The 25,357-nt window shown below is 37.8% G+C and carries 25 protein-coding genes and 1 tRNA gene; 16 read left to right on the forward strand and 10 right to left on the reverse strand.

The window, feature by feature from the left end; translation table 11 throughout:
- Positions 1–35: 35 nt before the first annotated feature.
- Entirely contained in the window at positions 36–2,156 is a 2,121-nt protein-coding gene (locus FTX43_RS09250) for an LTA synthase family protein (protein ID WP_147607018.1), read from the reverse strand.
- Between the two features lie 228 nt (positions 2,157–2,384).
- Between FTX43_RS09250 and FTX43_RS09255 the strand changes: the two genes are divergently transcribed.
- From FTX43_RS09255 to ybaK, 3 genes are read left to right on the forward strand one after another with little or no spacing between them, the layout of a single operon-like run.
- Entirely contained in the window at positions 2,385–3,563 is a 1,179-nt protein-coding gene (locus FTX43_RS09255; protein WP_002308823.1) for a class I SAM-dependent rRNA methyltransferase, read from the forward strand.
- Positions 3,564–3,578: 15 nt separating this feature from the next.
- Positions 3,579–4,331 carry a type I 3-dehydroquinate dehydratase gene (gene aroD, locus FTX43_RS09260; RefSeq protein WP_002308824.1) on the forward strand — a complete coding sequence of 251 codons (753 nt, stop codon included), beginning with the start codon at positions 3,579–3,581 and terminating at the stop codon, positions 4,329–4,331.
- Between the two features lie 22 nt (positions 4,332–4,353).
- The gene (gene ybaK, locus FTX43_RS09265) at positions 4,354–4,839 is read left to right on the forward strand and encodes a Cys-tRNA(Pro) deacylase (protein WP_002290411.1); all 486 of its coding nucleotides are present in this window, start codon (positions 4,354–4,356) and stop codon (positions 4,837–4,839) included.
- 70 nt (positions 4,840–4,909) lie between these two features.
- Here the strand turns inward: ybaK and FTX43_RS09270 are convergent, their stop codons facing one another.
- Entirely contained in the window at positions 4,910–6,163 is a 1,254-nt protein-coding gene (locus FTX43_RS09270) for an NAD(P)/FAD-dependent oxidoreductase (protein WP_147607019.1), read from the reverse strand.
- 116 nt (positions 6,164–6,279) lie between these two features.
- On the opposite strand from FTX43_RS09270, the gene gdhA reads away from it, so the two are divergent.
- Positions 6,280–7,629, forward strand: a complete 1,350-nt coding sequence (gdhA, locus tag FTX43_RS09275) for an NADP-specific glutamate dehydrogenase (protein ID WP_070676324.1) — start codon at positions 6,280–6,282, stop codon at positions 7,627–7,629.
- A 110-nt stretch (positions 7,630–7,739) separates the two neighbouring features.
- Positions 7,740–9,086 carry a glucose-6-phosphate isomerase gene (locus tag FTX43_RS09280; protein ID WP_147607020.1) on the forward strand — a complete coding sequence of 449 codons (1,347 nt, stop codon included), beginning with the start codon at positions 7,740–7,742 and terminating at the stop codon, positions 9,084–9,086.
- A 300-nt stretch (positions 9,087–9,386) separates the two neighbouring features.
- On the opposite strand, the gene FTX43_RS09285 is transcribed toward FTX43_RS09280, so the two are convergent.
- Entirely contained in the window at positions 9,387–9,773 is a 387-nt protein-coding gene (locus tag FTX43_RS09285; protein WP_002308846.1) for a YxeA family protein, read from the reverse strand.
- Between the two features lie 269 nt (positions 9,774–10,042).
- Positions 10,043–10,192, reverse strand: a complete 150-nt coding sequence (locus tag FTX43_RS14930) for a hypothetical protein (protein WP_002320735.1) — start codon at positions 10,190–10,192, stop codon at positions 10,043–10,045.
- A gap of 446 nt (positions 10,193–10,638) precedes the next feature.
- Between FTX43_RS14930 and FTX43_RS09290 the strand changes: the two genes are divergently transcribed.
- Positions 10,639–10,851, forward strand: coding sequence for a hypothetical protein (locus FTX43_RS09290; protein WP_002308849.1), 213 nt, complete (start codon positions 10,639–10,641; stop codon positions 10,849–10,851).
- A 277-nt stretch (positions 10,852–11,128) separates the two neighbouring features.
- Here FTX43_RS09290 and FTX43_RS09295 read toward each other — a convergent pair whose 3' ends face one another.
- Both FTX43_RS09295 and FTX43_RS09300 read right to left on the reverse strand, forming a co-directional pair.
- Positions 11,129–12,928 carry a glycerophosphoryl diester phosphodiesterase membrane domain-containing protein gene (locus tag FTX43_RS09295; RefSeq protein WP_147607021.1) on the reverse strand — a complete coding sequence of 600 codons (1,800 nt, stop codon included), beginning with the start codon at positions 12,926–12,928 and terminating at the stop codon, positions 11,129–11,131.
- Positions 12,929–13,054: 126 nt separating this feature from the next.
- Positions 13,055–13,651 carry a TVP38/TMEM64 family protein gene (locus FTX43_RS09300; protein WP_002308851.1) on the reverse strand — a complete coding sequence of 199 codons (597 nt, stop codon included), beginning with the start codon at positions 13,649–13,651 and terminating at the stop codon, positions 13,055–13,057.
- Between the two features lie 370 nt (positions 13,652–14,021).
- Here FTX43_RS09300 and FTX43_RS09305 point away from each other — a divergent pair, with 370 nt between their 5' ends.
- Both FTX43_RS09305 and FTX43_RS09310 read left to right on the forward strand, forming a co-directional pair.
- Complete coding sequence (locus tag FTX43_RS09305) at positions 14,022–14,366, forward strand: carboxymuconolactone decarboxylase family protein (protein WP_002308852.1); 345 nt, start codon at positions 14,022–14,024, stop codon at positions 14,364–14,366.
- Entirely contained in the window at positions 14,367–14,786 is a 420-nt protein-coding gene (locus FTX43_RS09310; protein WP_002308853.1) for a cupin domain-containing protein, read from the forward strand.
- An 89-nt stretch (positions 14,787–14,875) separates the two neighbouring features.
- On the opposite strand, the gene FTX43_RS09315 is transcribed toward FTX43_RS09310, so the two are convergent.
- Both FTX43_RS09315 and FTX43_RS09320 read right to left on the reverse strand, forming a co-directional pair.
- Positions 14,876–15,229, reverse strand: a complete 354-nt coding sequence (locus tag FTX43_RS09315; protein ID WP_002308854.1) for a hypothetical protein — start codon at positions 15,227–15,229, stop codon at positions 14,876–14,878.
- Positions 15,195–16,526: a DUF1576 domain-containing protein gene (locus FTX43_RS09320; RefSeq protein WP_002308855.1), complete on the reverse strand. Its 1,332-nt coding sequence runs from the start codon at positions 16,524–16,526 to the stop codon at positions 15,195–15,197. The genes FTX43_RS09315 and FTX43_RS09320 overlap by 35 nt, the downstream gene beginning before the upstream one ends.
- A gap of 255 nt (positions 16,527–16,781) precedes the next feature.
- Between FTX43_RS09320 and FTX43_RS09325 the strand changes: the two genes are divergently transcribed.
- The 3 genes from FTX43_RS09325 (at position 16,782) to asnB (ending at position 19,765) form a co-directional block, all read left to right on the forward strand.
- The gene (locus tag FTX43_RS09325) at positions 16,782–17,348 is read left to right on the forward strand and encodes a TetR/AcrR family transcriptional regulator (RefSeq protein ID WP_002308856.1); all 567 of its coding nucleotides are present in this window, start codon (positions 16,782–16,784) and stop codon (positions 17,346–17,348) included.
- Between the two features lie 143 nt (positions 17,349–17,491).
- Positions 17,492–17,579 (forward strand) — tRNA-Ser (locus FTX43_RS09330).
- Between the two features lie 290 nt (positions 17,580–17,869).
- Positions 17,870–19,765: an asparagine synthase (glutamine-hydrolyzing) gene (gene asnB / locus FTX43_RS09335; protein ID WP_002308857.1), complete on the forward strand. Its 1,896-nt coding sequence runs from the start codon at positions 17,870–17,872 to the stop codon at positions 19,763–19,765.
- Between the two features lie 81 nt (positions 19,766–19,846).
- Here asnB and FTX43_RS09340 read toward each other — a convergent pair whose 3' ends face one another.
- Positions 19,847–20,293, reverse strand: a complete 447-nt coding sequence (locus FTX43_RS09340; RefSeq protein ID WP_002308858.1) for a DUF2188 domain-containing protein — start codon at positions 20,291–20,293, stop codon at positions 19,847–19,849.
- Between the two features lie 212 nt (positions 20,294–20,505).
- Between FTX43_RS09340 and rpmG the strand changes: the two genes are divergently transcribed.
- Entirely contained in the window at positions 20,506–20,670 is a 165-nt protein-coding gene (gene rpmG, locus FTX43_RS09345) for a 50S ribosomal protein L33 (RefSeq protein WP_002320810.1), read from the forward strand.
- Between the two features lie 87 nt (positions 20,671–20,757).
- Positions 20,758–21,276 carry a dihydrofolate reductase gene (locus FTX43_RS09350; protein WP_002308859.1) on the forward strand — a complete coding sequence of 173 codons (519 nt, stop codon included), beginning with the start codon at positions 20,758–20,760 and terminating at the stop codon, positions 21,274–21,276.
- Positions 21,277–21,349: 73 nt separating this feature from the next.
- Here FTX43_RS09350 and FTX43_RS09355 read toward each other — a convergent pair whose 3' ends face one another.
- Positions 21,350–22,306, reverse strand: a complete 957-nt coding sequence (locus FTX43_RS09355) for an ABC transporter substrate-binding protein (RefSeq protein WP_002344363.1) — start codon at positions 22,304–22,306, stop codon at positions 21,350–21,352.
- 165 nt (positions 22,307–22,471) lie between these two features.
- Here FTX43_RS09355 and FTX43_RS09360 point away from each other — a divergent pair, with 165 nt between their 5' ends.
- The 3 genes from FTX43_RS09360 to FTX43_RS09370 are packed head-to-tail and all read left to right on the forward strand — an operon-like array spanning position 22,472 to position 25,265.
- Positions 22,472–23,278, forward strand: a complete 807-nt coding sequence (locus FTX43_RS09360; protein WP_002308861.1) for an ABC transporter ATP-binding protein — start codon at positions 22,472–22,474, stop codon at positions 23,276–23,278.
- A complete protein-coding gene (locus FTX43_RS09365) occupies positions 23,275–24,264 on the forward strand; it encodes an iron ABC transporter permease (RefSeq protein WP_002313633.1) in 990 nt (329 codons plus the stop codon). The genes FTX43_RS09360 and FTX43_RS09365 overlap by 4 nt, the downstream gene beginning before the upstream one ends.
- A complete protein-coding gene (locus FTX43_RS09370) occupies positions 24,261–25,265 on the forward strand; it encodes an iron ABC transporter permease (protein WP_002308864.1) in 1,005 nt (334 codons plus the stop codon). The genes FTX43_RS09365 and FTX43_RS09370 overlap by 4 nt, the downstream gene beginning before the upstream one ends.
- Positions 25,266–25,357 lie beyond the last annotated feature (92 nt).

Raw genomic sequence — 25,357 nt, forward strand, 5'->3', positions numbered from 1 at the left:
AGATATTTGTCACAGCTCCTTTCAGATTTGTTTTGTCATTCGGAAGAACTTGTGGTCGTTCCGTGAAGTTCTTGATACGTTTGAGTTTTATAAAGATCAACAGTTGATTGTCCGTTGTGTTGACTAAAGACACTAGTTGATTTGTCACCTAGAGATTTTTCAGTTTCTTTTAATTTCTCTAAGCCATTCTTGTAGTCATAATCACTGGTATCAATTGGGTCTAATCCACTATTCGTATAGAACCGAAGAAGATCACCGTTATTGATTTGATCAGAAACAGCTAACTGTTTATCAACTTTTTCTTTGAGTGAATCAATTTCATTTTGTACTTCCTCAGTAGGTTCAGTAATGGCCTCACCAGTTTCGTTACTGTAGATGGTACCACCGTAGTAAGTATATTTTGGAGTAACAAAATCGCCATCACGGAAAGAAACAAGCTGTTCATGATCTTTCGAGAATAGATCTTGTCCTAACTGAATATAATTTTTTGTATCTACACCTAGTAAATGGAGCAGCGTAGGCAAAGCATCAACTTGGCCGCCATAAGTGTGATTGATCCCGCCTTGTGTTTGTCCAGGAATATGAATCATATAAGGGACACGCTGCATTTGTGCATTGTCATAATTAGTCCAAGTAGAACTCGTTTTTCCAACTAGTTCAGCTAGATTTTTATTTCTAGAATTCGAGACACCATAATGGTCACCGTAAAGAACGATAACTGAATTATCATACAAGCCGCTTTCTTTCAAATAGTTGAAGAATTCTTGTACGGCAGTGTCTAAATAATTAGCTGTCGCGAAGTAACCGTTAATCGTTTCATCGTTTGTATTGGCTAACGGGAATCCAGCTTCGTCATTGGTGAATTTCGAATAAGGATAATGGTTAGATACAGCAATGAATTTTGAATAAAATGGTTGTTGCAGACGTTCCAAGTATTGTACAGATTGTTGGAAAAATGGTTTATCATGCAAACCGTATTGGAACGAATTGTCATCATTAACGTCATAATAAGAAGAATCGAAGAAATAATCATATCCTAAATTCTTATAGGTCTCGTTTCGATTCCAGAATGTGCCGGCGTTCCCATGGAACACTGCACTTGTGTAGCCTTCTGTTTGACTTAAAATATCAGGTGCAGCTTGGAAAGTATTTTTTCCGCCTAATTGTGTGAACAAGGAGCCTTGATTCAAGCCAAACAATGAATTTTCCATCAGCGTTTCCGCATCACTTGTTTTTCCTGCTTTTACTTGATGGAAAAAGTTGTCAAAACTGAACGTGCTATTGCTGTGATAAAGACTATTGATGAAAGGTGTAACTTCATGTTGGACACCATTCTCATCTGTCAATTTATAATCGATCAAGAATTGTTGGAAGCTTTCTAAATGGATATAAATCACATTTTTTCCTTTAGCAAGTCCAAACAAATCATCATTTGGTGCTGCGTAATGTTCTTTTACATAATTTTCTACTTCTTTCATATCATTGGGGCTTGCTTCTGCCCGCACTTGGTTTGTCTGGTAAGTTTGAACGCCGTCGTAAACCATGAAAGCATTCAAGCCAAGATATTTGACCAAATAATCCCGAGAGAATGTACGAGTCAATAATTCTGGACGATCAGCTTCCGCCATAAAAAGATTTCCTGAGAAAATCATAACGGCTAATGTAGAGATTGCAAAAGCCATTCTTGCTCGAATCGGACGAGGGTCCAACTTGATTTTTTTGGCGATCAGTAGGACAGTCAAGATAATGAAATCGATCCAATAGATCACGTCATATGGGCGAAACAGTCGAATGGCACTTTCTCCCAGACCACTTGCTACTTTCCCAGCACCTAAAATCGTGTTGATCGTAATGAAGTCCGTGAATTCTCGATAATAAGTGACATTCGAAAAAACAAGCAACGTCAAAAGAAAATAAATGACCATTATCGTGATATAAGCAACTCTAGGGCGTCTGATATAAAGAGCAATTCCAAGTAATAACAGTGTAGTTGCAATAGGATTGATAAATAAGATAAAGTATTGAATGCCACTTTCAATTCCGAGATGGAAATCAACCAAATAGGCAAAAATCGTTTTCAACCAAAGTAAAACGACTAGTAAAGAAAAAAATCCGAGCCTCTTATTCAAAAAGGCAGGTGTTTTTATATATTTCAAGATAATCTTCCTTTCTGCACTTCTTAATCACAGAAGTGCCATGAAACCATGTTACACAGCTCACTTATTCTCATTTATTTTACTAGTATGACAATATAGTGTCAATTGAAACCAGAACTTTGTGCTGTTTCATTAAGGTTTTCTTTAAGCTTGATGAAAAAGAAGCAGTAAGACAAGACCTATGTTTTTTGTTATACTTGAGAAGAGAAAGCTAAAGCAGGTGAAGGAATGAAAGTACAAGTAAAAAAAAGAGCAAGCAGTCGATTGAAAAAAGGCTATCCATTGATCCAAAAAGAAGACCTTGCACATCCTCAAAAAGAAACCACGCAATGGGTGGAATTAGTTGATCCGCAAAATCAATTTATCGCAAAAGGATATTTAGGAAAGCAGAATAAAGGGATCGGTTGGGTACTGAGCCAGCAGGATATCCCATTTGATCAATCATTTTTTGAAGAACTTTTTGTGAAGTCAAAAGAAAAAAGAACTTTCTTTTTTTCAGATGATTCTACTACCGCTTTTCGTATATTCAATGGAGAAGGAGACGGAATCGGCGGTCTGATTATTGATTATTATGCAGGTTATGCTGTTTTTTCTTGGTATAACGAGACGTTATATACACATCGTGAATTATTGATTCAAGCTTTTCGTGAAATCTATCCGGAAATCATCGGTGGATATGAGAAAATTCGTTTTGAATCAGTGAATCTGCCTGAGAGCCAGTTCATTTACGGAAAAGAGGCACCGGAGCCCTTGATCGTAAAAGAAAACGGAATAAAATTTGCCGTTTATTTAAATGAAGGATTAATGACTGGTATCTTTCTAGACCAAAAAGAAGTACGGGGATCATTGGCAGAAGGTTTCGCTTCTGGGAAAACAGTTTTGAACATGTTTAGTTATACCGGCGCCTTTTCTGTTGCTGCCGCAATGGGAGGGGCAATCGAAACGACAAGTGTCGATCTAGCAAAACGCAGTTTGAAAAAAACACAAGAACAGTTTGAAGTGAATGGCCTGGATGTCGATCAGCAAAAAATCATTGTTATGGACGTATTCGAGTATTTCAAATACGCAAAAAGAAAACAATTTTTATATGACATGATTGTGTTGGATCCACCAAGTTTTGCCAGAAACAAGAAAAAAGTCTTTCGCGTAGCAAAAGATTATGGGGAACTGGTCAAGGATAGTCTGGATATTTTAGCAGAAAATGGGATACTTATTGCGTCTACAAATGCTGCAAATGTCTCGATCGAACAATTCCAAACAATGATCGAAGAGGAATTCCATGCCAAGAATGTTTCTTTTGAACAACTTGCTTTATATCGTTTGCCAAAAGATTTCCAGACGACGGATACCTTTTTAGAAGGTAATTATCTGAAAGTGTTTGTTTATCAAATTAAAAATAACCATTAGAAGGAGCGATGCAGAGTGGTTCGGATAAAGGGATTGAATATAGGAAGCGGTAGACCAAAGATTTGTGCGCCTCTTATCGGAGCCGTCCGAGAGGAAGTATTACGTGAAGCAGTTCTTGCACGTGAAGCAGGGGCCGACTTAGTAGAATGGCGAGTCGATCATTATCGTAAGGTTTTTTCTTTTGATGAAGTTGCAGAAACATTGGTTCTTATCCATGAGATGCTTGATGGACTGCCGTTATTATTTACGTTTCGTACCTTAGCTGAAGGCGGAGAACAAGACATTTCGATCCGTCAGTATCGCGACCTCTATGAACATGTGATACACACAGGATTAGTAGATATGGTCGATATCGAGTTGTTCAAAGTAGAAAGTCTAGGAAAAGGACTGATAGAGGAAATCAAGTCTTTAAACATTCCTTTAATTATCAGTAGTCATGATTTTAAAGAAACACCAGCTGACCCTGTCTTGCTTTACCGACTGAATGTCATGGAACATTTTGGCGCTGATATCGGAAAGTTGGCAGTGACTCCCAATAATGAACGAGATGTTTTGCGGTTGATGGAGTTGACTAGACGGGCAAATGCTTTTGTCTCCATGCCTATCATTACGATGTCTATGGGCGATCTGGGAAAAATTTCTCGTCTGGCTGGCGGAACGACAGGATCCGTCATGACGTTTGGTTCCTTAAGCAATGCTTCTGCTCCAGGACAATTACCGGTTAAAGCATTGAAGCAAATTATCCAATTATTAAATGAACCGTTGTAGAACAAGTTTGAGGTGATATTTTTTGGCAAAGAAAAAAATAGTAAAAACGAATGCGATCCGTATGGTCGAACAAAAAAAGATTCCCTATACAGAACACGAATATGAATGGGACGAAAACCACCTAAGTGCGTCCTCTGTCGCAGAACAGCTCCCAGAGAGCCAATCTCGTATATTTAAAACACTGGTTGCTGTGGGCAATGTGACGGGGCCTCTTGTTGCTGTGATACCAGGAGAAGCCGAATTGAATCTAAAAAAATTAGCAAAAGTTTCAGGGAATAAAAAAGTAGAAATGCTTCATTTGAAAGATTTGGAAGCAACGACCGGATACATACGTGGTGGCTGCTCGCCTATAGGAATGAAAAAACTGTTTCCTACTTATTTAGATCAAATCGCAGAAAACTATGATCAAATCATTGTATCAGCTGGCAGAAGAGGGCTACAGATGGAATTAGCTCCTCAAGATATCTGTGCATTAACGAGCGGACAATTTGCAGATATAAAACAATAAATCATACGTATAAAAGAAAGAAGGAGGCCGGGATGTTGTTTGCCCAGTCTCCTTCTTTCTTTTTTATACATTATGCTCTTTGCCCAGCATTCCTTCCTGCTACATGTCCTGTAGCGAAAGCCGCTGTGATATTAAAGCCGCCAGTATAACCATTGACATCCAGTAATTCTCCGGCAAAATACAGACCATCAATGATTTTACTCTCCAACGTTTTAGGATGAATTTCCTTTAGAGAAACCCCTCCGCCAGTTACAAATGATTTCTCAATAGGAAAAGTCTTGTTGATTGGTAGCTTAAACTCTTTGCATAATTGAACGAAATCTTGAATTTGTTTTTGAGAGGCTTGTTGTCCTGTTAGGCTATCCATTTCAAGCCGCTCAAGAAAGAAAACCAACAATCGCTCAGGTAATAGACCATGCCAAACATTTACTAAGTTCTTTTTGGTGGCTTTACTTTTTTCTGTCAATAAATGAATAAGCTCTTGTTTGGTTTGTGTAGGAAAACAATCCAGAGAAAGTGTCACTGGTTCTCCCGTTTTCTCTAATTCTTTATTGACGAAACTTGAACAACGCAGTGCAGCCGGACCAGAAATACCGAAATGGGTGAAAAGTAAATCCATCGTATGTTCAGTCAATACACGGCCTTTTTTATTTAGAACACGTAAAGTGATGTCCTGTAAAGAAAGCCCTTGAAGTGTTTTCTCCTGAATATACGGTTCATCCGATATCAAGGGGGACTCTGTCGCATACAGAGGCGTCACCGTGTGACCCACTCGCTTCACGATCTTGTACCCATCTCCAGTAGAACCAGTAGAGGGATAAGTCCGCCCACCAGTTGTTAAGATAACGGCAGGAGCATGGAACTCTTCGAATTCCGTGCGTATACCGTAAATTTTATGTTCTTTGTGGATCAATTTCTCTACTCGAGTAGAGAATAGGATCGTCACATCTAGTTCTTTCAGACGATTAAGTAATGCTTCGATAATCGTTTTTGATTTATTTGTCACAGGAAACATCCGTCCATGATCCTCTTCTTTTAAATGTACGCCTTGTGATTCAAAGAAGTTCATGATATCGAAATTATTCCATTGCGCAAATGTACTATATAAAAAATTTCCATTTCCAGGAATATGTGCGATTAAATCATCAACAGGACGATTATTCGTGACGTTGCACCGACCACCACCTGTCATCAGTAGTTTTTTTCCTGCTTTTTTGTTTTTTTCGATCAAAAGTACGCGTGCGCCTTGTTCAGCTGCACTGATCGCTGCCATCATCCCGCTTGTTCCAGCGCCGACTACGATCACATCATACAGTTTTTCCATTCCCTCACCTCAAGGAAAGTGTAGCATATTTGAAGAAAGAAAACAGAAAAAAATGTTTTGAGCCAAAAGAGAAAATGAGCTAAAATGAGGGAAGATAAGCAAAGGAGCGTGGAACGATGACAAACGCAACAGAATATGTTCAAGCAATTCAAGAAAAGCTACATCAAAAGGATCAAGGACAAGAAGAATTTTTGCAAGCAATCGATGAATTCATGCCCACAGTGATGTCTTTTTTGGACACTCATCCCGAATATATCGAAAAGAATATTTTAGAACTTTTAACAGAACCAGAAAGAATTATTCAATTTCGAGTACCTTGGCAAGATGATAAAGGAAACTGGCGAGTAAATAGAGGCTACCGTATCCAATACAATTCAGCTATCGGCCCTTATAAAGGTGGATTACGCTTTCATCCCAGTGTCAACCTAAGTATCTTGAAATTTTTGGCTTTTGAACAGATTTTCAAGAATAGTTTAACTGGTCTGCCAATCGGCGGAGGAAAAGGTGGGAGTGATTTCGATCCTAAAGGGAAATCTGATAATGAAATCATGCGTTTTTGTCAAAGTTTCATGTTGGAATTGTCAAAACATATTGGGCCATCAATTGATGTTCCTGCAGGAGATATCGGTGTAGGAGCTAGAGAGATCGGTTATTTGTTTGGCGAATATAAACGATTGAAAAAATATGATATTGGTGTGTTGACAGGTAAACCTCTGGATTTTTGGGGAAGTAAGATACGTACAGAAGCGACTGGATATGGATTGGTCTATTATGTCAAACATCTATTGAACGAAGAAAAAGATTCATTTGATCAAAAAACAGTTTTTGTTTCCGGAAGCGGGAATGTAGCCATTTATGCAATCGAAAAAGTGCAAGAACTTGGTGGAAAAGTGGTTACATGTTCAGATTCTAGCGGGTACATCTATGATCCAGAAGGAATAGACGTGTCACTATTGAAAGAAATCAAAGAAATCAAGCGCCAACGTTTAACAGAATACGCGAACCAACGTCCTTCTGCTGTTTATCATGCTGGAGAATCTGTTTGGACATTGAAAGAAAAGGCGGATATCGCTTTGCCATGTGCCACTCAAAACGAAATAGACGAAAGCTTGGCTGAAATCTTAGTAGAAAATGGGATCAAAATCGTAGCAGAGGGCGCTAATATGCCATGTACAGTAAAAGCTGTTTCTGTTCTTCATGAAGCAGATGTGTGGTATTGTCCAGGAAAAGCTGCTAATGCTGGAGGAGTGGCAGTATCTGCTTTAGAAATGAGTCAGAACGCCCAACGATTGACTTGGGAAAGAGAACAAGTGGATGAGCAACTGGATCAAATCATGGAAAAGATTTACCATACGTGTCGCCAAACAGCTGCTGAGTATGGTGACGAAAAAAATCTGCTTCTTGGAGCAAATGTTGCTGGATTTGAAAAAGTTGCCAAAGCAATGGCAGCAGAAGGTTTAGTTTAAAAAATGAAACTTTCTTGGAAATATTGTCAGCATTTTGTTTATTTGCTTGAAAAATAATAAAAAAAACGTAAAGTATTACCTGTAGAGTAAACCTATAAGGAGGAGAACAAATGGCACACATTCATTTTGACTATTCAAAAGTAGCACCGTTTGTCAATGAACATGAGTTAGGGTACATGCAAAGCCAAGTAACAGCAGCCCACAACGAATTACGGGAAGGAACTGGCGCAGGAAGCGACTTCCGCGGTTGGATCGATTTACCAACGAACTATGACAAAGAAGAATTTGCACGTATCAAAGAAGCAGCTAAAAAAATCCAATCTGATTCTGAAGTATTAGTTGTTATCGGTATCGGTGGTTCTTATTTAGGCGCTCGTGCAGCAATCGACTTCTTGAATCACACATTCTTCAATCTATTAGATAGCGACACACGCAAAGCACCACAAATCTTCTTTGCCGGAAATTCAATCAGCTCAACATATATCGCTGATTTGATCGAAGTAATCGGTGATCGCGACTTTTCAGTAAACGTTATTTCAAAATCTGGAACAACTACTGAACCAGCGATTGCTTTCCGTGTATTCAAAGAGCTTCTTGTTAAGAAATACGGACAAGAAGAAGCAAACAAACGTATCTACGCTACAACAGATAAAGCAAAAGGTGCAGTTAAAGTAGAAGCAGATGCAGAAGGTTGGGAAACTTTCGTGATTCCTGATGATATCGGCGGACGTTTCTCTGTATTGACTGCTGTTGGTTTGTTACCAATCGCTGTTAGTGGAGCAGATATCGACGCATTGATGCAAGGAGCTGCTGATGCAAGCAAAGCTTATTCAAGCGACAAACTAGAAGAAAACGAAGCTTACCAATACGCAGCAATGCGCAACATTCTTTACCGTAAAGGCAAAGTAACTGAGTTATTGATCAATTATGAACCAGGAATGCAATACTTCTCAGAATGGTGGAAGCAATTGTATGGCGAATCTGAAGGAAAAGACCAAAAAGGCATCTATCCTTCAAGCGCAAACTTCTCAACTGATTTGCACTCTTTAGGACAATTCATCCAAGAAGGACGCCGCAACATTTTTGAAACAGTTGTGAAAGTTGAAAAACCTCGTAAATCAATCACGATTCCTGAACAAGCAGAAGACTTAGACGGTCTAGGCTACTTGCAAGGAAAAGAAGTGGACTTCGTAAATACAAAAGCATTTGAAGGAACATTGCTTGCTCATACAGACGGTGACGTACCTAACTTGCTAGTCAAAATTCCAGAAATGGATGCTTACACATTGGGTTACACAATGTACTTCTTTGAAATTGCTGTAGGTATTTCAGGTTACTTGAATGGCATCAACCCATTCGACCAACCAGGTGTAGAAGCTTACAAGAAAAACATGTTCGCACTTCTAGGCAAACCAGGCTTTGAAGACCTTACCAAAGAATTGAACGAACGCCTGTAAGATAAGGGTTTTTCACTAGATTTAAATAATTAGTGATAGAAACATGCTGACTTTAAAATGAAAGCTGGTACCCATTTAGGTACTTAACACATATCGGCACCATTTATTCGGAAAAAGGGGGCTGTGACAAGAATTTTGTCCCAGCCTCTTGTTTGTATGGGAATCGATTCATTGCCTTGTTCTTTAGTTAAGGACTTGAAGAACAGGAAAGTGACTTCGAAGACCAATTCTATTTTTTTCTAAAATCAATAAGTAAAAAAGCACTCACTTCGAGTGCTTTTTTGCGATATTTTCTTAGTGTTAAGATAGCCCTAATTTGTCTTTTACAGATGAAGGTACTTTATCGCTAGTGATTACTTTTTTCTCTATAATTCGCTTTTCGCTTGCTTTCAACTGCAAGATTGTTCCTTCGGGATAAGCAGAACCATTAGCAGAGTCGCCAGAAGTAATGACATCAAAATCCAATTGTCTTTTTTCACCGTTTTCAGCGTACGCATCTACGTTATATTTAAACCCTTTTCCAATTACTTCTCCATTATCTGCTTTAATATCAGTTTCTGCAGGCATCGGTGCTTTGATTACTGCATAATAATCTTTTCCTACATAAGTAGACTGATAGTAGTCCCAGCCTTTCCAACCTATAAAAGCAATCAATACGATAACGATTAACCCTAAAATTTTTTTCATGAAAATTCTCCTTTTTTATTTTTATTCTATAGAATATTATACAAATCATAACAAAATATCATCATCGAAACAGCTAACAAAATTGTCATAAAAAGCGACGATAATTGATATTAAAACTATATTTTTGTTTAGGTCAAGAACAAATGACAGATATAATGACCAAATGTATGTAAAAAATATAAAAAGACGTCTGTCGCGGATCACCGTTACAAACGTCTTCTATTGATTTTCCGAGATCTCATCAGTCGCCATTTGGAATGGGTCACTCCCTATCTAGATTCATTTAATGCTCGGACTGCTTGTTCAATTGTAATACCAAACGCAACGTTATTTTCGTTTTGTGCATCAATCGCCATAAAACGGTTAGAAGTTGTATCAAAGGCTACGCGGTATTGCATATTTTTTTTTGTAAACGTCATAAAATTCATCTCCTTTGTAATGTAATTCAGTTCTTGAAAGTTTCCTTTAAACTTTCGAACCTATAACAAGTTTAGCATCGTCCGTTTTTTCATGCAATTAAAAAGCATTTATCACTTTTCTTATTTATTTTTCTTAAATCAATCAGCTGTTTTCTTTCAAGCCAATAAGTAGCCCAACCATCAACGTTACAAAGACTATTGCTTGGATATAAATCATATACTCACCCCTTGTAAATAATTTAGCAGGATAATGAAAAGAACACACGAACAACATAGGAATATAAACAAACGTTTTTGTCACAACATCTAGAATTATGATAAGAAAATAGTTATCTAAAAAGTAAAAAATAAATCAAATAAAAATAAAAAAATGAAATAAAACGTTTTCAATTGAAGGGAGATTTGTTATTATAAAATAAAGAAAAACAAAGAAAAGAGGGAATGAAATGGTAAAAGCAGAAGTAGGAAGATCTTATATATGCAAACCGATTGGCGTATCTCACGAACTAATTGGCTGTATTGAACGTACATATAACAACACGGCTGTCGTGTATGTTGAAAGTTATGACCAACGAGACTATCCAATCATTTATGAAAGCAAGTACCGCATGCTCGTAAAATTCTGTGATATTAGTACACCTGCTGAATTGGTTTCTTAAACAGTATTTTTGAGAATTCGCAAGAACTCCCTTATAATATAAATAAAGACAGAAGGGAGCGAGAAGATATGCCTAAAAGAAAAAGTTCAGGGAAAATGGGAATTATTCTTGCAGTGATCTCTGCAATTCCTGCTATTTTAGCTATTGTTCGTGCGATGAAGGAATCAAGAGATAATTAAGGACACGTTATGAATGTCAAACAAAAAACGCATATACCTGCGGTAACAGGTTATGCGTTTTTTGTTGTATAAAAACTTATTTCATTAACGATTTTTGATTAGCCAACACCCAAAACAAAATTTAGTAGCTTGTCTGAATAAGTGATTTCTTCATCTGTTTGTTTCACACTTTCATTTAGTAGTCCCATCTCATCGGTTATGATACCATCCACACCATAAAACATCATGCGACTCATAGCATCTGAATCGTTGATCGTCCATACATATACTTTTTTTCCATCTTGATGGGCAGAATTAATGAAGTTACGATTGATCGTACTATACTCCATTGTCAAAAAATCAGCAGGCGTTACGGGAGGCCCAACGATATTGAAAGGCAAGATATAGCCCACATAAAAGTTTGGTTCTGCTTCTTTTAAATCAGAAACAGTTTGGTACGTCAAACTTTGCAAAATATGATGATTCTCTAAAATCGCTTTGCGGTATTTCTGAACAAATCGTTCGACCAGGTCATCTGAATCTTTTTTAGAGGTCTTAATCTCAATAAGTAATTTTTGGTTCAATTCATGCGCTTTTTCTAAATAAGAATCAAAAGAACACACAGGGGCTTGGAACCCATTTTCAGTAACCGTAAGATTTGTCAATTCTTTCAACGTCAAATCCTGTGGTGTTCGATTTACCCCAGTTAAGTGACGAAGATTTGCATCATGCATCACTACGAAACGGCCATCTTTTGTTTCCTGCACATCCATCTCTATATAATCAGGATGATAGTCTCTGCTTGTTTTTTCAAGTGCTTCTAAAGTATTTTGCGCCCCATTTTGCGTACTTACACCTCTGTGAGATACAGTCACTGGTTTTGTCTGAACTGCCGAAGTCAGATAATCCATATTGTAAAGACAAACGCCAATACCGAAAAAAACTGCAAAAAGGGTCAAACCAGTGTTTTTCAGCGCAGATAAATGCACGTTGGACGTTTGAGGCGTAAACCACTTGGGAATCTCTGGTAAGAAACCTTCGTCATCCATGAAATCAACGATGATATAAAAAATTCCTACAGTAGACATCACGATATTGAATAATAAAATTCCTTGTAAAAGCGTCATCGCAAATACAGCGCTGATCAATGCGTAATTCGGGAAAAATTCTTCAACAACACTTTGTGCCAAAATAACAACGATATATCCCAAAGAAGAAAGAAGTAAAATCGTACCGCCAATCACGATAAATTGCCCCGTGATAGCAAAAAGACGTGATTTGGTCAGCAACCAGCTTTCTCGAATGGATGCTCGAAAAGGTCGATCTCGTAAAATCATTTCAGGTAAAGCGAAAATCAGCCGAATCCCAATATAGCCAAGAAAAATGTAAACGAGTAAAAAGGAACTGACGACGATCCAACGGTTAGCAAAAATAAAATCCATGATAAAAGCAGGGATTTTTATTTTTGACAGTAGATCAGAATTGAAACTTAACCCGCTGATCGGTAGAATCAATAAAAAATAAGCAAGAAAAAACAGAAAAGTAATAGGTCTCACTTTCTTCAGTTGAAGTATCGTCAAGTGCAAGAGCTGCTTTAAAGAAACGGGTTCTTTCTTTTTAATAAAGAAGACACTAATCAAAAGAAATGCAAATTCGAAATAAACCAATAGTAAAATCGTCAATAAAACGGCGATTAACGACAGCAGAACTCCAGGATGCTGAGAGAAAATCAAAGGAATATTGTCATAAGACAAATAGTCAATTGCTCCTCGGTGCAAAATAAAACGAGTCGTACTGCTCAATAAGGGTAAACAAATAAATAAAATAAAGCCATGCATCAGCAAGACATCACGGAAATAAGCTTGTGTTCCTTTCAAAAAATCCCACGCGTTGCCTAAGCTACGTTTCAAATAATTCATCCTATCACCTACTTTCACATTGTAGCGCAAATCCAATGAAAAAGGAAAGGGTGCAATGTATCATGCAGATCCTTTCCCAGAATTAACATTGGTAATCAATCAATAACTGATTTTGCAAAATAAATATTAACCAAGAAGACCACTTAGATATTGTCCTCCATAAATCAAAGCCATACTGTATAAGAAAATCGATAGTGGTTTAGCTATCAAAATAATCAGTGTATATCGTTTCATTGAAATGTTTGTCAATCCAGCCATCAAACATAACGCATCGTCCGGAGCAACAGGAAGAAAAATAGCTAGAGCAAACAGCTTCTCAAAGCGGTTTTGATTGTCTAACCAGCCAATATATTTGTTATAGGTCTTATCGCTGATCATGGAAAGAATGAATGGTTTTCCGTAACGTCGTCCTAGAAGAAAGATAATAATCGAACCAATACAGATTCCAACATAATTGTAAATAAAGCCAGCATAAGGACCAAATATCAGAACACCCGCTGCAGTGCTGATTCCTCCAGGAATGATTGGAATAACCACTTGCAAGATTTGGATGAAGATAAAAATGACCGGACCTAAAATGATCGAATCACCTACTAATCCTCTTAAAGCATTCAAATCTTTGAAAACACCTAAATTAATAAAATAAATCGTCAGCGCGATCGATAGACCTAATCCAATAATGGAAATGAAGTTTATCAGTTTTCGAGAGGCAGCAATATTCATTATTCATCAACTCCTTAGAGGTTCTTTGGTATCTATACTTTACTAGAAAAGCAACTGTCTGCGCCACTTTTTAAGATGACAGAAAACAAACAATTTTGTAAGTTCATCATACGTTCATTGTAAGTATAAAAGAATAATCTCAAAAAAACATCCAACTAAAGACTTATTTAATATCTTGTTTTTTCAAAAATAGAAAAAAGATAGAAAACGTTAACAATTATGCTTGGAAAGCATACTGATGGAGTAAACTAAGCATTGGACAGGTTAAAAAATAGGGCTTAAAACAAAATGCGAAGAAACAATAGATAATGATGTTATTTAAGAACAGTGTTTGAATCACCTAGCAATCACGAACGGAGGAAGTAAAAAAATGGCAGAAAAACAAACCGCAGGAAGAGATCAATTGGGGGAGTTTGCACCAAAATTTGCAGAATTGAATGACGATGTTTTATTTGGAGAAGTATGGTCAAGAGAAGAATTATCTCCTCATCAGCGTAGTATCATCACCCTATCTGCTTTGATCTCAGAAGGGAATTTTGAACAATTGCCGGCTCATCTGAAAATTGGCAAGCAAAATGGCATTACTAGTGAAGAAATAGCAGAAATCATTACCCATTTAGCTTTTTATGTAGGGTGGCCAAAAGCTTGGTCGGCTTTTAGTTTAGCAAAAGAAATCTATCTAGAAGAAAATAGTGAAGATAAGAAAGAGGCATAAATGATGACAAAACACGAAGAAATACAAAAAGGCGTGATTTTTCCAGCAGGTGAAAAAAACGAAGCTTACGCTCAAGTATTTACCGGGCAAAGCTATCTGAATATGTTAGTAAACGATCCCGAAATTTCTGTTGGTGTAGGTAATGTAACTTTTGAACCAGGCTGTCGCAATCACTGGCATGTCCATACAGACGGTTATCAAATCTTACTTGTGACCGGAGGAGAAGGCTGGTATCAGGAAGAAGGAAAGCCAGCAAGACGATTAATGGCTGGAGATGTCGTCGTAACGCACAAAGGGATCAAACATTGGCATGGTGCGACAAAAGACAGTTGGTTTGAACATTTGGCGATCACTGCTGGTAATTCAGAGTTTTTAGAACCTGTAACAGATGAATTATACGAAGGATTGGAAAATCAATAATATCAAGCTTAGAACAGCTCCTAAAAGTAGATTTTTAATCGAACTTTCAGGAGCTGTTTTAGGTGGATGAAGCTGTTTTGTAAAATAGGCTAATAATAAGGGCGAGGAGAAGCACGCCGAAAAATTTTGATATTGATAATCGGCTGGGCATACATGATTTCCACATCGTCAATCAAACTACCTAGCAGATGATAATCTTCCCGATCATGTCGAGGATTACCTAATAGCTCCTGATAGTAGATTTCCATGCTAGGGTCTCGAGGATTGTTCAGCAAATCAGCAAGTACATCTAGATCTTCTGGCTGAGATTCTGTTGTGCCCTGTATTTCTATGAAAAGTCCCTCCTCAGCAAATTCTACGCCAATACGTATTTCAGTTATTTCGTGGGAATATAGATAAGTAAGAAGCTCATCGATGATTCTTTTTGATAATTCTTTTTCCAAGTGTCTTTTTTTCCTTTCTGACAGCAGTAAAGTTATCTAGTATCGGTACAAGGATACCTGCAACGAATCCAGTTGAAAAACCACTGTTATATAAATTGAGTCCTCCGTGCAAAGTGCTGACGTTATGGACAAGAGCAATATGTAACATACCAGCTATTACACCGTAAAAACTGCCGTAAAAACCGCTTATGGGCGCGAGGCCTGTTCCAAACACAGCGGCAACGAGCATGCCGGTGCTGGTGATCTCATGAAACGTCCCAAACAAAGAAGCAAGAAAAATTCCGACTAGTATCGGAAAACTGTTTTTTAAATGACAACCAAAAGCACTGAAACCAACCGCAGATAAAATAGCACCGATGACAGGACCATTTAACTTACCACCAACCAGCAAAACATAAGAAGAAAGCATTAGACCAACTAGCCCCATGTTGATCAAAGTAGCACCGATACCAGAATTAGCAATGAAATCAGTTGTCAGTTTACCAGATGAATCGAAAATCTCTCGAATACCCGAAAGTCGAAAGGAATTATAATAGAAACCAAAACCGACTGTCAGCAAAAAAAAGCCGAAAATGATCCAGACGAGAGGGGAATGGTATTCATTGGAAACCAATGTATTCTCGACGATTGAGTAGCTGAACAATCGCAAAACAGCAGTAAAAGCCATGGCAATCAAGCCTGAGGTAAATCCAATATTATAAAGCGTGAACCCGCGATGGAAAACTAAAGTTTGAGCAGCTAACGGCGGAAGAAGAAGACCAATTGCTATACCAGCCAAATTTCCCAGTAGAATTCCTACTAGCAAAGGAAAGCGCATACCAAAAGTAATGTAACTAACGACCGGCGACAATGCGCTGCCGAACAGTCCTATCATAATATACTGAGAAAAAGGTTTATTGACAAATACAGCATACAGGTATACACCTAAAATGATCGAGATTGAATTATAAAGGTTTTTGCCAAAAAAAGAAAAACCGGTAACTGTTAAAATCGAAGCGAATAAGGGGCCATTTAAAATCACCTTTTGCCGGTAAGCCACAAGCACAGAAAGTAAGGTCAAGATCCCAACGTTTATAAATGCGCTTCCAAAACCACCCAAAGCAAAATAATCTGTCAGAAGATTGCTTGGCGAGGTAAGAATAGTCAGTAGACCACTCCAATTAGCGGCAGGTGTACCAGAAACTAAGCCAATAAAAAGAAAAAAAGCACCTGTAAAACTAAGATAAAAATATTTTCTTTTCTGTGAAACGATTCTTTTTTGAGGATGAATATAAATAACGTCAGTTTCGTTTTCCATTACACACCTTCTTTTTCGTTTTCTTTAACTATAACTTGAAATGAAAGATTTGGTCAACTATCATTTAGGTTAAAACTAAAAATGTAAGGGAACCCAGTGAATTTAACCAAATTTTTTTAATTTTGCAAAAAAAGTTAAAGAAGACTGAGAAAAAAATTTAAAATATAACGTTTTGAGTAAAATGTTTGCAAAAAATACTAAAAATAGGGTACAATAAAACAACATATACTGCAGTAAAGAAGTGGGGGAGTTTTAATGAGAAGAAAAGTCTATACCAAGGATCAAATTCTAAAAGCTGCTTATGATGTTGTTGCAAAGGAAGGGTTTAAAGGATTTACTGCGAGAAACATTGCGAAAAAGATGGGGATTTCGACTCAGCCAATTTATCTGGAATTCAAAAACATGGAAGATTTGAAAAATACGTTATTGGATTCGATCTTTGAACAACTAAAAGAAGATGTTTTCCCTATTGAGCGTACGGGTGATAAAATCATTGATCTCGGTTTGAACTATATCTACTTTGCAAAGAAACATCATAGTCTTTACATGGCATTGTACATTGATGAACATGGGGACGGAAAGAAAATGCATGATTTTTCTTACAACTATTTCCGTGAAATAGTCAAAGAAGATGAAAGATACAATCAATTATCGGATGATTATATCGATGCCTTGCATACTGGTACATGGGTAGCGGTGACTGGCTTAGCATCATTGATGTCATCAAACATCATGCATCCAACAGAAGAACAAATCATCGCACTGATCAAACGGACAATTGACTCGATTTTAGCACTAGATAATCCTGAAACAATCAGATAGTGTTCTATCATGATGAATTTGATCGGTAAGTCCGTTGGCTGTAAACTGTCAATGGACTTTTTTTGTAAAAAAACGGTTTCTGTTATTTATCTGTTAGAAATAGGCTTGACATTTCGTGGGAAAAGTTTAAAAATAGTACTTGCGGAAGGTTGGCAGAGTGGTAATGCACCGGACTCGAAATCCGGCGAGCCGCAGTAATGTGGTGCACGGGTTCAAATCCCGTACCTTCCTTATATATCCATGTTTAGACACGATTTCGGTCGTGTCTTTTTGTTTGGAGGCTATTTTTTGAACAGCATCCACTAATATTTTTTTAACACGAAGAGAATAAGATAGCCTCAAAAAAGAAAACATGGTAAATTAGATATCGGGACTTTATTTTCTGTAAAAACAGAAACTTTCATCTTTTGTTTTCACGTGACGAAACTGTAAGAGAGAAAATATTCGTCCGCTATTTATTCTATGTTAAGATGCATATGGATGAAATAAACAGTAATTTTATATTAGGATGTGAAAGTTAAATGTGCGGTATTGTAGGTTTTGTTAACGACAAGGACAACAAAAAAACAATTATTAATACAATGATGGATCGAATCGTTCACCGTGGACCTAATAGTTCAGGGGAATATATCGATAAACACGTTGCTTTAGGATTTAGAAGATTAAGTATTATTGACTTAGAGGGCGGTACTCAGCCTATTTACAATGAAGATCGAACAAAGATCATTATTTTTAATGGCGAAATCTATAATTATCAGCCTTTGAGAGAAGAATTGATTACAGCTGGTCACGTTTTTCAAACACATGCAGATACAGAAGTCCTTTTGCATGGTTACGAAGAATGGGGAACAGAATTATTGCAAAAAATCCGCGGAATGTTTGCTTTTGCTATTTGGGATAATGAAAAAAATGAGTTATTCGGTGCGAGAGACCATTTTGGGATCAAACCATACTATTATGCAGAAATGAACGGAACATTTATGTTTGGTTCAGAAATCAAAAGTTTTTTGCCTCATCCTGATTTTAATAAAGAATTGAATAAAGAAGCATTGAAACCTTATATGACTTTCCAATATTCTCCATTGAACGGTGAAACCTTCTTCAAAGGTGTCTATCGTTTGCCTGAAGGTCATTATTATACGTATAAAGACGGAAAACTGGACATTCAACAATATTGGGATGCAGATTTTGAAACAAAAGAAACGCATTCCCGACAAGAATGGATCGAAAAAATCGACGAAACTGTTCAAGCTTCTATTGAAGCACACACAATCAGCGATGTAGAAGTTGGTTCTTTCTTATCCAGCGGGGTCGATTCCAGTTATGTAACCTCTGTATTGAAACCAGATCATTCTTTCTCAATTGGGTTTGATGATAAAACCTATAATGAAGCGATTGAAGCCAGAAAACTAACAGAATTGTTGGACTTAGACAATACGGCAGCTGTAATCGACGGAGACATGTCTTTTAAAGCATTCCCATTGATCCAGTATCACTTAGATGAACCAGACTCAAATCCTTCTTGTGTGCCGTTGTACTTTTTAGCAAATCTCGCTTCACAAAGTGTACGGGTGGTTCAATCAGGAGAAGGGGCAGATGAACTATTTGCGGGATACCAAACGTATGGATTCCACACGAATTCAAAATTTATCCGTGTGATTGCGCAAGGACTGAAAAAATTGCCAAAAGGGACACGCTATAATTTAGGACGTAAAATCGGAAAAATGAAAAATTTCCATGGACGTATCCATTTATATGAATCACTTGCGCCAGCAAAAGAATATTTTATCGGGCATGCTCGAGTGTTCGAAGAATCAGAAGCATCAGAAGTGTTGACGCCAAAATATCAAACAGCGCCATCTGTGAATGAGATCATGACTGTTCATTACGAGAAAACAGAAGGAATCAAAGATGAAGTCAATAAGATGCAATACGTCGATCTTCATCAATGGATGCCAAAAGATATTTTGTTGAAGGCAGATAAACTTTCTATGGCTAGTTCTCTAGAAGTTCGAGTACCTTTACTGGATATCGAAGTCATGAAATTGGCTCAACAAATACCAAGTAAGTTCTTGTTGAATCAAAACAACACAAAAGATATTTTCAGACAAGCTGCGAATAAACATCTTCCAGAAGAGTGGTCGAATCGTGTGAAATTAGGATTCCCTGTGCCAATCAAAGCTTGGTTGAAAGAAGAACACGGCTACGAACAAGTCAAAGCACTATTCGAAGCAGATTTTGCAAAAGAATTTTTTGATCAAGAAAAAATTATGAAGTTGCTAGATGACCATCACGAAGGACGTAAAGAAGAACAACGTAAAATCTGGACGATCTTCAGTTTCTTGACATGGTATAAAGTTTACTTTGTCGATGAAACGATTCCGCAAGCAGAAGCAATCGACTATGTGACTGTTTGATAAAAAAAGAAACAACAATATGAGAAGAAGCATAGAAGCATGTGAGATGATCTCCTTGTTTCTATGCTTCTTTTTAAGCGCTTAGTAACTGATTTCTTTTTCTTTTGTCCCATCTTTTTTATAAATGATCAAAGTTGATTGTTTGTTTTGAGCTACTTGCTTTCCTTTTTCGATTGCTTCTTTTTTTGTATCAAAATGGTTGCTTGCCTTTTTTGCCCCTTTAGATTTCACGATCCATTGTTTTTCCTCATATTCTACGATCACATCTGAATCAAGCAGTTTTCCGGCACGAGGATTCGTATCGTGTTCATCCGTCTTGCTTGGATTTTTTTCTTTTTCGAAGGTTCGTTTTTCTGATTCACTAGCATCTTCATCCCATTTTTTTGCTTGATCAATGGCAATTGGGATCGCACGGCTATCAGGGTACCCTTCATCCAACAGTGCATTTGCGATGTCGATTGCTTTTTTTCTTGTCAGTTTATCTAAGTTTTTCATTGATGCAGGAAAGTCCTTCATGTTCCATGGCATATTAGTATCCCCCTTTATTAAAAAACATAATCTATATAAACAAGTGTAAGGGTATTTATACAAAAAGGAAAAGATTTTGTTTGAGAAGTAAAACCGTTGTATTTATCGTCAAGTAGTTTTACTTAACAAAATCGTGAAAAACACTAGCAATCTAGAAAAAATCATGGTAAGATAATCAAGTCTGAGAGTCATCTTAGAGGATTCTTGTAAAAATGGGAGGGAAAAACATGCGCGTAAACATCACTTTAGAGTGTACTTCTTGTAAAGAACGTAACTACCTAACAAGCAAAAACAAACGTAACAATCCTGATCGTTTGGAAAAACAAAAATATTGCCCACGCGAACGCAAAGTTACTTTGCACCGTGAAACAAAATAATGTTTTTAAAGTTCTCAATTCCTTGCTGGTCAAAGAATTGAGACTTTTTTTATCTCAAACCATCTAAAATCATAAGGAGCGGATGATATGTTTATTTCAATGTGGGCACAAGATAGGAATGGTCTGATCGGCAAAAATGGATTGCTACCGTGGCGATTGCCAAATGACATGCGTTTTTTTCGTGAACATACAATGGATCGAATCTTAGTGATGGGAAGAAAGACCTATGAAGGAATGGGCGATCTCTCACTTCCTTATCGCCATATCATCGTGTTGACAACGCAACCGAACTTTCGCACGAAAGAAAATGCAGAAGTGATGCATTCAATCGATGAACTTTTGGCGTATAGTCAAACAATCTCAGAAGATATCTATGTTTCGGGTGGCAGTCGGATTTTTCAAGAACTTCTTCCTTACACCGGTCGAATCTGGCGGACATTGATTGATAGCACGTTTGAAGGAGATACGTATATTGGGGATATCGATTTTTCAGACTTCGCTCTTATAGAGGAATACGAGGGAATAACGGATCAGGAAAATTTATATGCCCATCGTTTTCAAAAATGGGAAAGAGTAAGAAATAAGGTTGTTTCAAAAGAAGAATAATATCCGGGTATTTAGTTTTTAATAATAAAAAAGCATCTCGCGAATGAACGTGAAGATGCTTTTTTAGTTAAAATCAGTTTAGCTTTTCTTTGATATCATTGACCATTTCCTGACTGGCAATAGGTCCATTATATAGCCAGCTAGATTCAGGGCCGAATTGCAGTACGTGATTGTCCTTCACTGCTTTGAGATTTTTCCAGCTTGGTTCATTGAACATAGCAGCATCTTTATCACTGTTTACAAGAATGATGTAATCAGCATCTAATTCAGCTAGTTTTTCCGAAGAAACAGCAGACCAGTCAGAAGTGGCTTCTTTGGACACTTCTTCTACTAAATCAGGCACACCAAATTTTAGATCGTCATATACGATTCTACCGCTTGACCGATTTTTGCTGACCATGAAGGCGGAGTTATTGGTCACCCATAACACTGCAGCTGTCTTGTTCTCAATTTTATCTGCTAATTCTTCGCGAGTGCTCTCGACGGATTTTTGATAATCGGAAATGACTTTTTCCGCTTCTTTTTCTTTTGCCAAAGCCTTGCCGACATCTTTTAGTTGTTCTTCCCATGTGACGTCTGTTCCATTTTTTACGACATAAGTTGGCGCGATTTTACTATATTGCTCGTATTTTCCACCTTCGACAGTAGCGGAAGAAGAAATCAACAGCAAGTCAGGTTCGAAGCTTAATACTTTCTCGTAAGGAAGATCATAAGAAATAGTTGGAACATCTTTCAAATCATCTTGCAGATAATCTTGGATAGAACCACTGCCCACTGTCCATTGGGCGATAGGTTTTTCTCCTAGGGAAATCAGATAGTCTTCTAAGTAACTGCCGATGATTCGTTTAGGTGCGTTTGGAATGTCGACTTTATGTCCAAGCGTATCTGTGACTGTATGCGTGCTGGTGGATGAAGTCGTCGAATTGGTAGTTGTAGCTGTTTCTTTATCTGAAGAGGGGGAGCAAGCGCTCAATACTCCAGCCAGCAGCAACATGCTAGATAAGGTGAATACTTTTGTTTTTAAGTTCATTTCTTTCCTCCTGACATAATTGAGAATCTTTCTCATTGGTTATTATTCCTGATATTTCGAATGCTGTCAACCGCTTCATTTAGCTATAGATATGAAAGTAGCGCTTGACGAAATAGTGAAACAGCGTCATAATTGAGAATGATTTTCAGCGAAAGGGTGGGTGAAATGACGAGACTAAGGGCAGCTGATATTGCAGCCGGCTACGAAAATAAAAAAATTATTGAAAACATGTCTGTTACGATTCCTGAAGGGAAAATCACGAGCTTGATCGGGCCAAACGGAAGTGGAAAATCTACTTTATTGAAAAGCTTTACCCGTATACTACCTGTGAAATCAGGAAAGATCATTGTCAATGACTCTGATATATCTACATACAGTTCAAAAGAACTTGCAAAAAAAATTGCTTTATTAGCACAAACTAGTGAACATCCTATAGGTATGACAGTAGAAGAAGTAGTATCTTACGGACGATATCCCTATCAAAAACTGTTTAGTGGTATGGATGCACAAGATCATGAAGCAATCGAGTGGGCTTTGGATGCAACAGGTTTGTCTGGATATCGCACGCGAGATATCGCAACGTTGTCTGGTGGACAAACCCAGCGTGTCTGGATCGCTATGGCACTTGCTCAGGAAACAGATATCTTGATCTTGGACGAGCCGACGACGTTTTTAGATCCGTCACACCAATTAGAGATCCTACAGTTATTGTCTCAAATCAATCAAATAAAACAAACAACGATCTTGATGTCGATCCATGATATTAATCTTGCTTCACGTTTTTCTGATTATTTACTAGGCATGAAAGACGGTGAATTGATTACGGAAGGTACACCTGAAGAAGTGATCACAAAAGAGTGTATGAAAAAAATATTTGAGATTGATGCAACGATTGTCACACTACCAAAAACGAATAAACCAGTTTTTCTGACGTATGATCTGTTGCCAAAAGAGCAGGAGGATCAATTATGAAGGCTAGGAAAAAAAACAAACTCTTGCTTTTGATCTGTTTTGTTCTTTTGATCATTTTTTTTATTGCTCTTTCAAATGGCGCAGCGAGTGTGGGAAAAACAGCCTTTTGGCAGGCTTTGGTTGATTTTGATGGATCAAAACAAAGTCATCAAATCATAAGAAACATTCGCTTGCCTCGGGTCGCAGGGGCATTTCTCGTAGGGAGTTGTTTTGCATTGAGCGGTGCATTGATGCAAGGTGTGACAAGAAATCCGTTAGCAGATTCAGGTTTACTAGGAATCAACGCTGGTGCTTCGTTGGCAATGGCTCTTAGTTTTGCTTTTTGGCCCAAAGCTTCTGGGTTTTCTGTGTTTCTGGTGTCATTGGCAGGTTCTTTTGCTGTGACTTTGCTCGTATTTGGCTTTTTGCAGTTTTCGAAAATGGGCATGAATCCTTTACAGCTGATTTTAGCTGGCGTAGCTATTAGTTCTTTTTTTACTGCAATCAGTCAAGCACTTACCCAATTTTTTAATCTACAGCAGGATCTTGCCTTTTGGTTTGTAGGTGGAGCTGCCAATATCACATGGAAACAGTTAACAGTGTTGTTCCCTGTATATGTGCTTGCTGTCTTGGTTTCTTTTTCATTAGGAAAAGCGATATCCTTGATTAGTTTGAGTGAAACTCATGCATTAGCTCTTGGAGGTCGTCCTAAACGAACACGGTTGATTGTTTTCTGTCTAGTTGCAGTGTTAGCAGCCATTGCCGTTTCGTTAGTCGGACCTGTTTCATTTATTGGGCTGTTGGTTCCGCCGATTGTTCGCGGAATGGTTGGGACAGACTATCGTTATGTCCTACCTGTCTCTTTTTTAGTTGGAGGCGGACTGGTCATGTTGGCGGATCTTGTAGCAAGGATGATCAATCCACCTTTTGAAACACCTTTTGGATTAGTCATTGCATTGATTGGCGTTCCGTTTTTACTGATACAAGTAAGGAGGGAACGACGGTGAAAAGAATATATTGGACGTTGTATTTCTTGCTTTTTCTACTTATCGTCTTGTCTGTAGGTAGTTTGATGATTGGCACGCCTTTTATTTATCTTGATCAGCTTTTTGACACGTTCATAGGGAAAGGCTCCTCTTCTTTGGCGCTGATTGTTGGAGAGTTTCGAGTTCCCCGATTACTGATCAGTTTATTAGCAGGAGCTTGTCTTGGCGTTTCTGGCTATATCTTGCAAGGAGTGACGAGAAATGAATTGGCAGATTCTAGCATATTGGGGATTAATGCGGGAGCTGGATTTCTAGTGATGCTTTATTTAGGTTTCTTTTCACAATATTCTCTGCCGTTTCTGTTGCTAGTTGTAGCCTTTATAGGTGGTATTCTCGCTGCTTGCTGTGTGTATCTTGCGGCCTATGATCGAAATGGATTTTTAGGGATGAATCGTATCTTATTGTCTGGTATTGCCGTTAATGCTGGTCTTTCTGCATTAACGTTGTTGTGCACCATCCAATTGTCAAAGGAAAATTATGGATTTGTCAATGCATGGTTGGCGGGATCGATTTGGGGTGCGAGCTGGTCCTATGTTTGGGCGCTTCTTCCATGGGCGATTATCTTGATTCCGCTAGGAGGATTTTATGCGCAACGGATTGGCTTGCTATCATTTGGCCAAGAACGCGCGCAAGGATTAGGGCTAAATGTGAATAAAAGTCAAAAAATCCTTTTGTTGTTAGCTGTTGCTTTAGCAAGCGGTAGCGTAGCGGTGACAGGGAGTTTATCCTTTGTAGGACTACTGGCTCCTCATGCTGCGAAGCTAGTCGTACGTAAAGAAAATCATTGGACCTTTATTTTGAGCAGTTTGTTCGGTTCCGTTTTTGTACTTAGCGCAGATATTGTTGCACGAGTGATTCTACCAAGTGGGGAAATACCGACAGGGATTTTGATCGCCTTTTTTGGTGCGCCATATTTTCTGTATGTATTGTTTATCAGACAAAAACACGTGCTGAGCAGTTGAAGTTCATTAAAAGGCAAGAAGGCCAATCATTGTTAGGTCTTCTTTTTCTTTTATTTATACATTTATTTGAAAGTTCGATTGCTATTTTTCTT

Origin of the sequence: Enterococcus sp. DA9, assembly GCF_008000875.1 — a bacterium.
Taxonomy (GTDB): domain Bacteria; phylum Bacillota; class Bacilli; order Lactobacillales; family Enterococcaceae; genus Enterococcus_B; species Enterococcus_B lactis.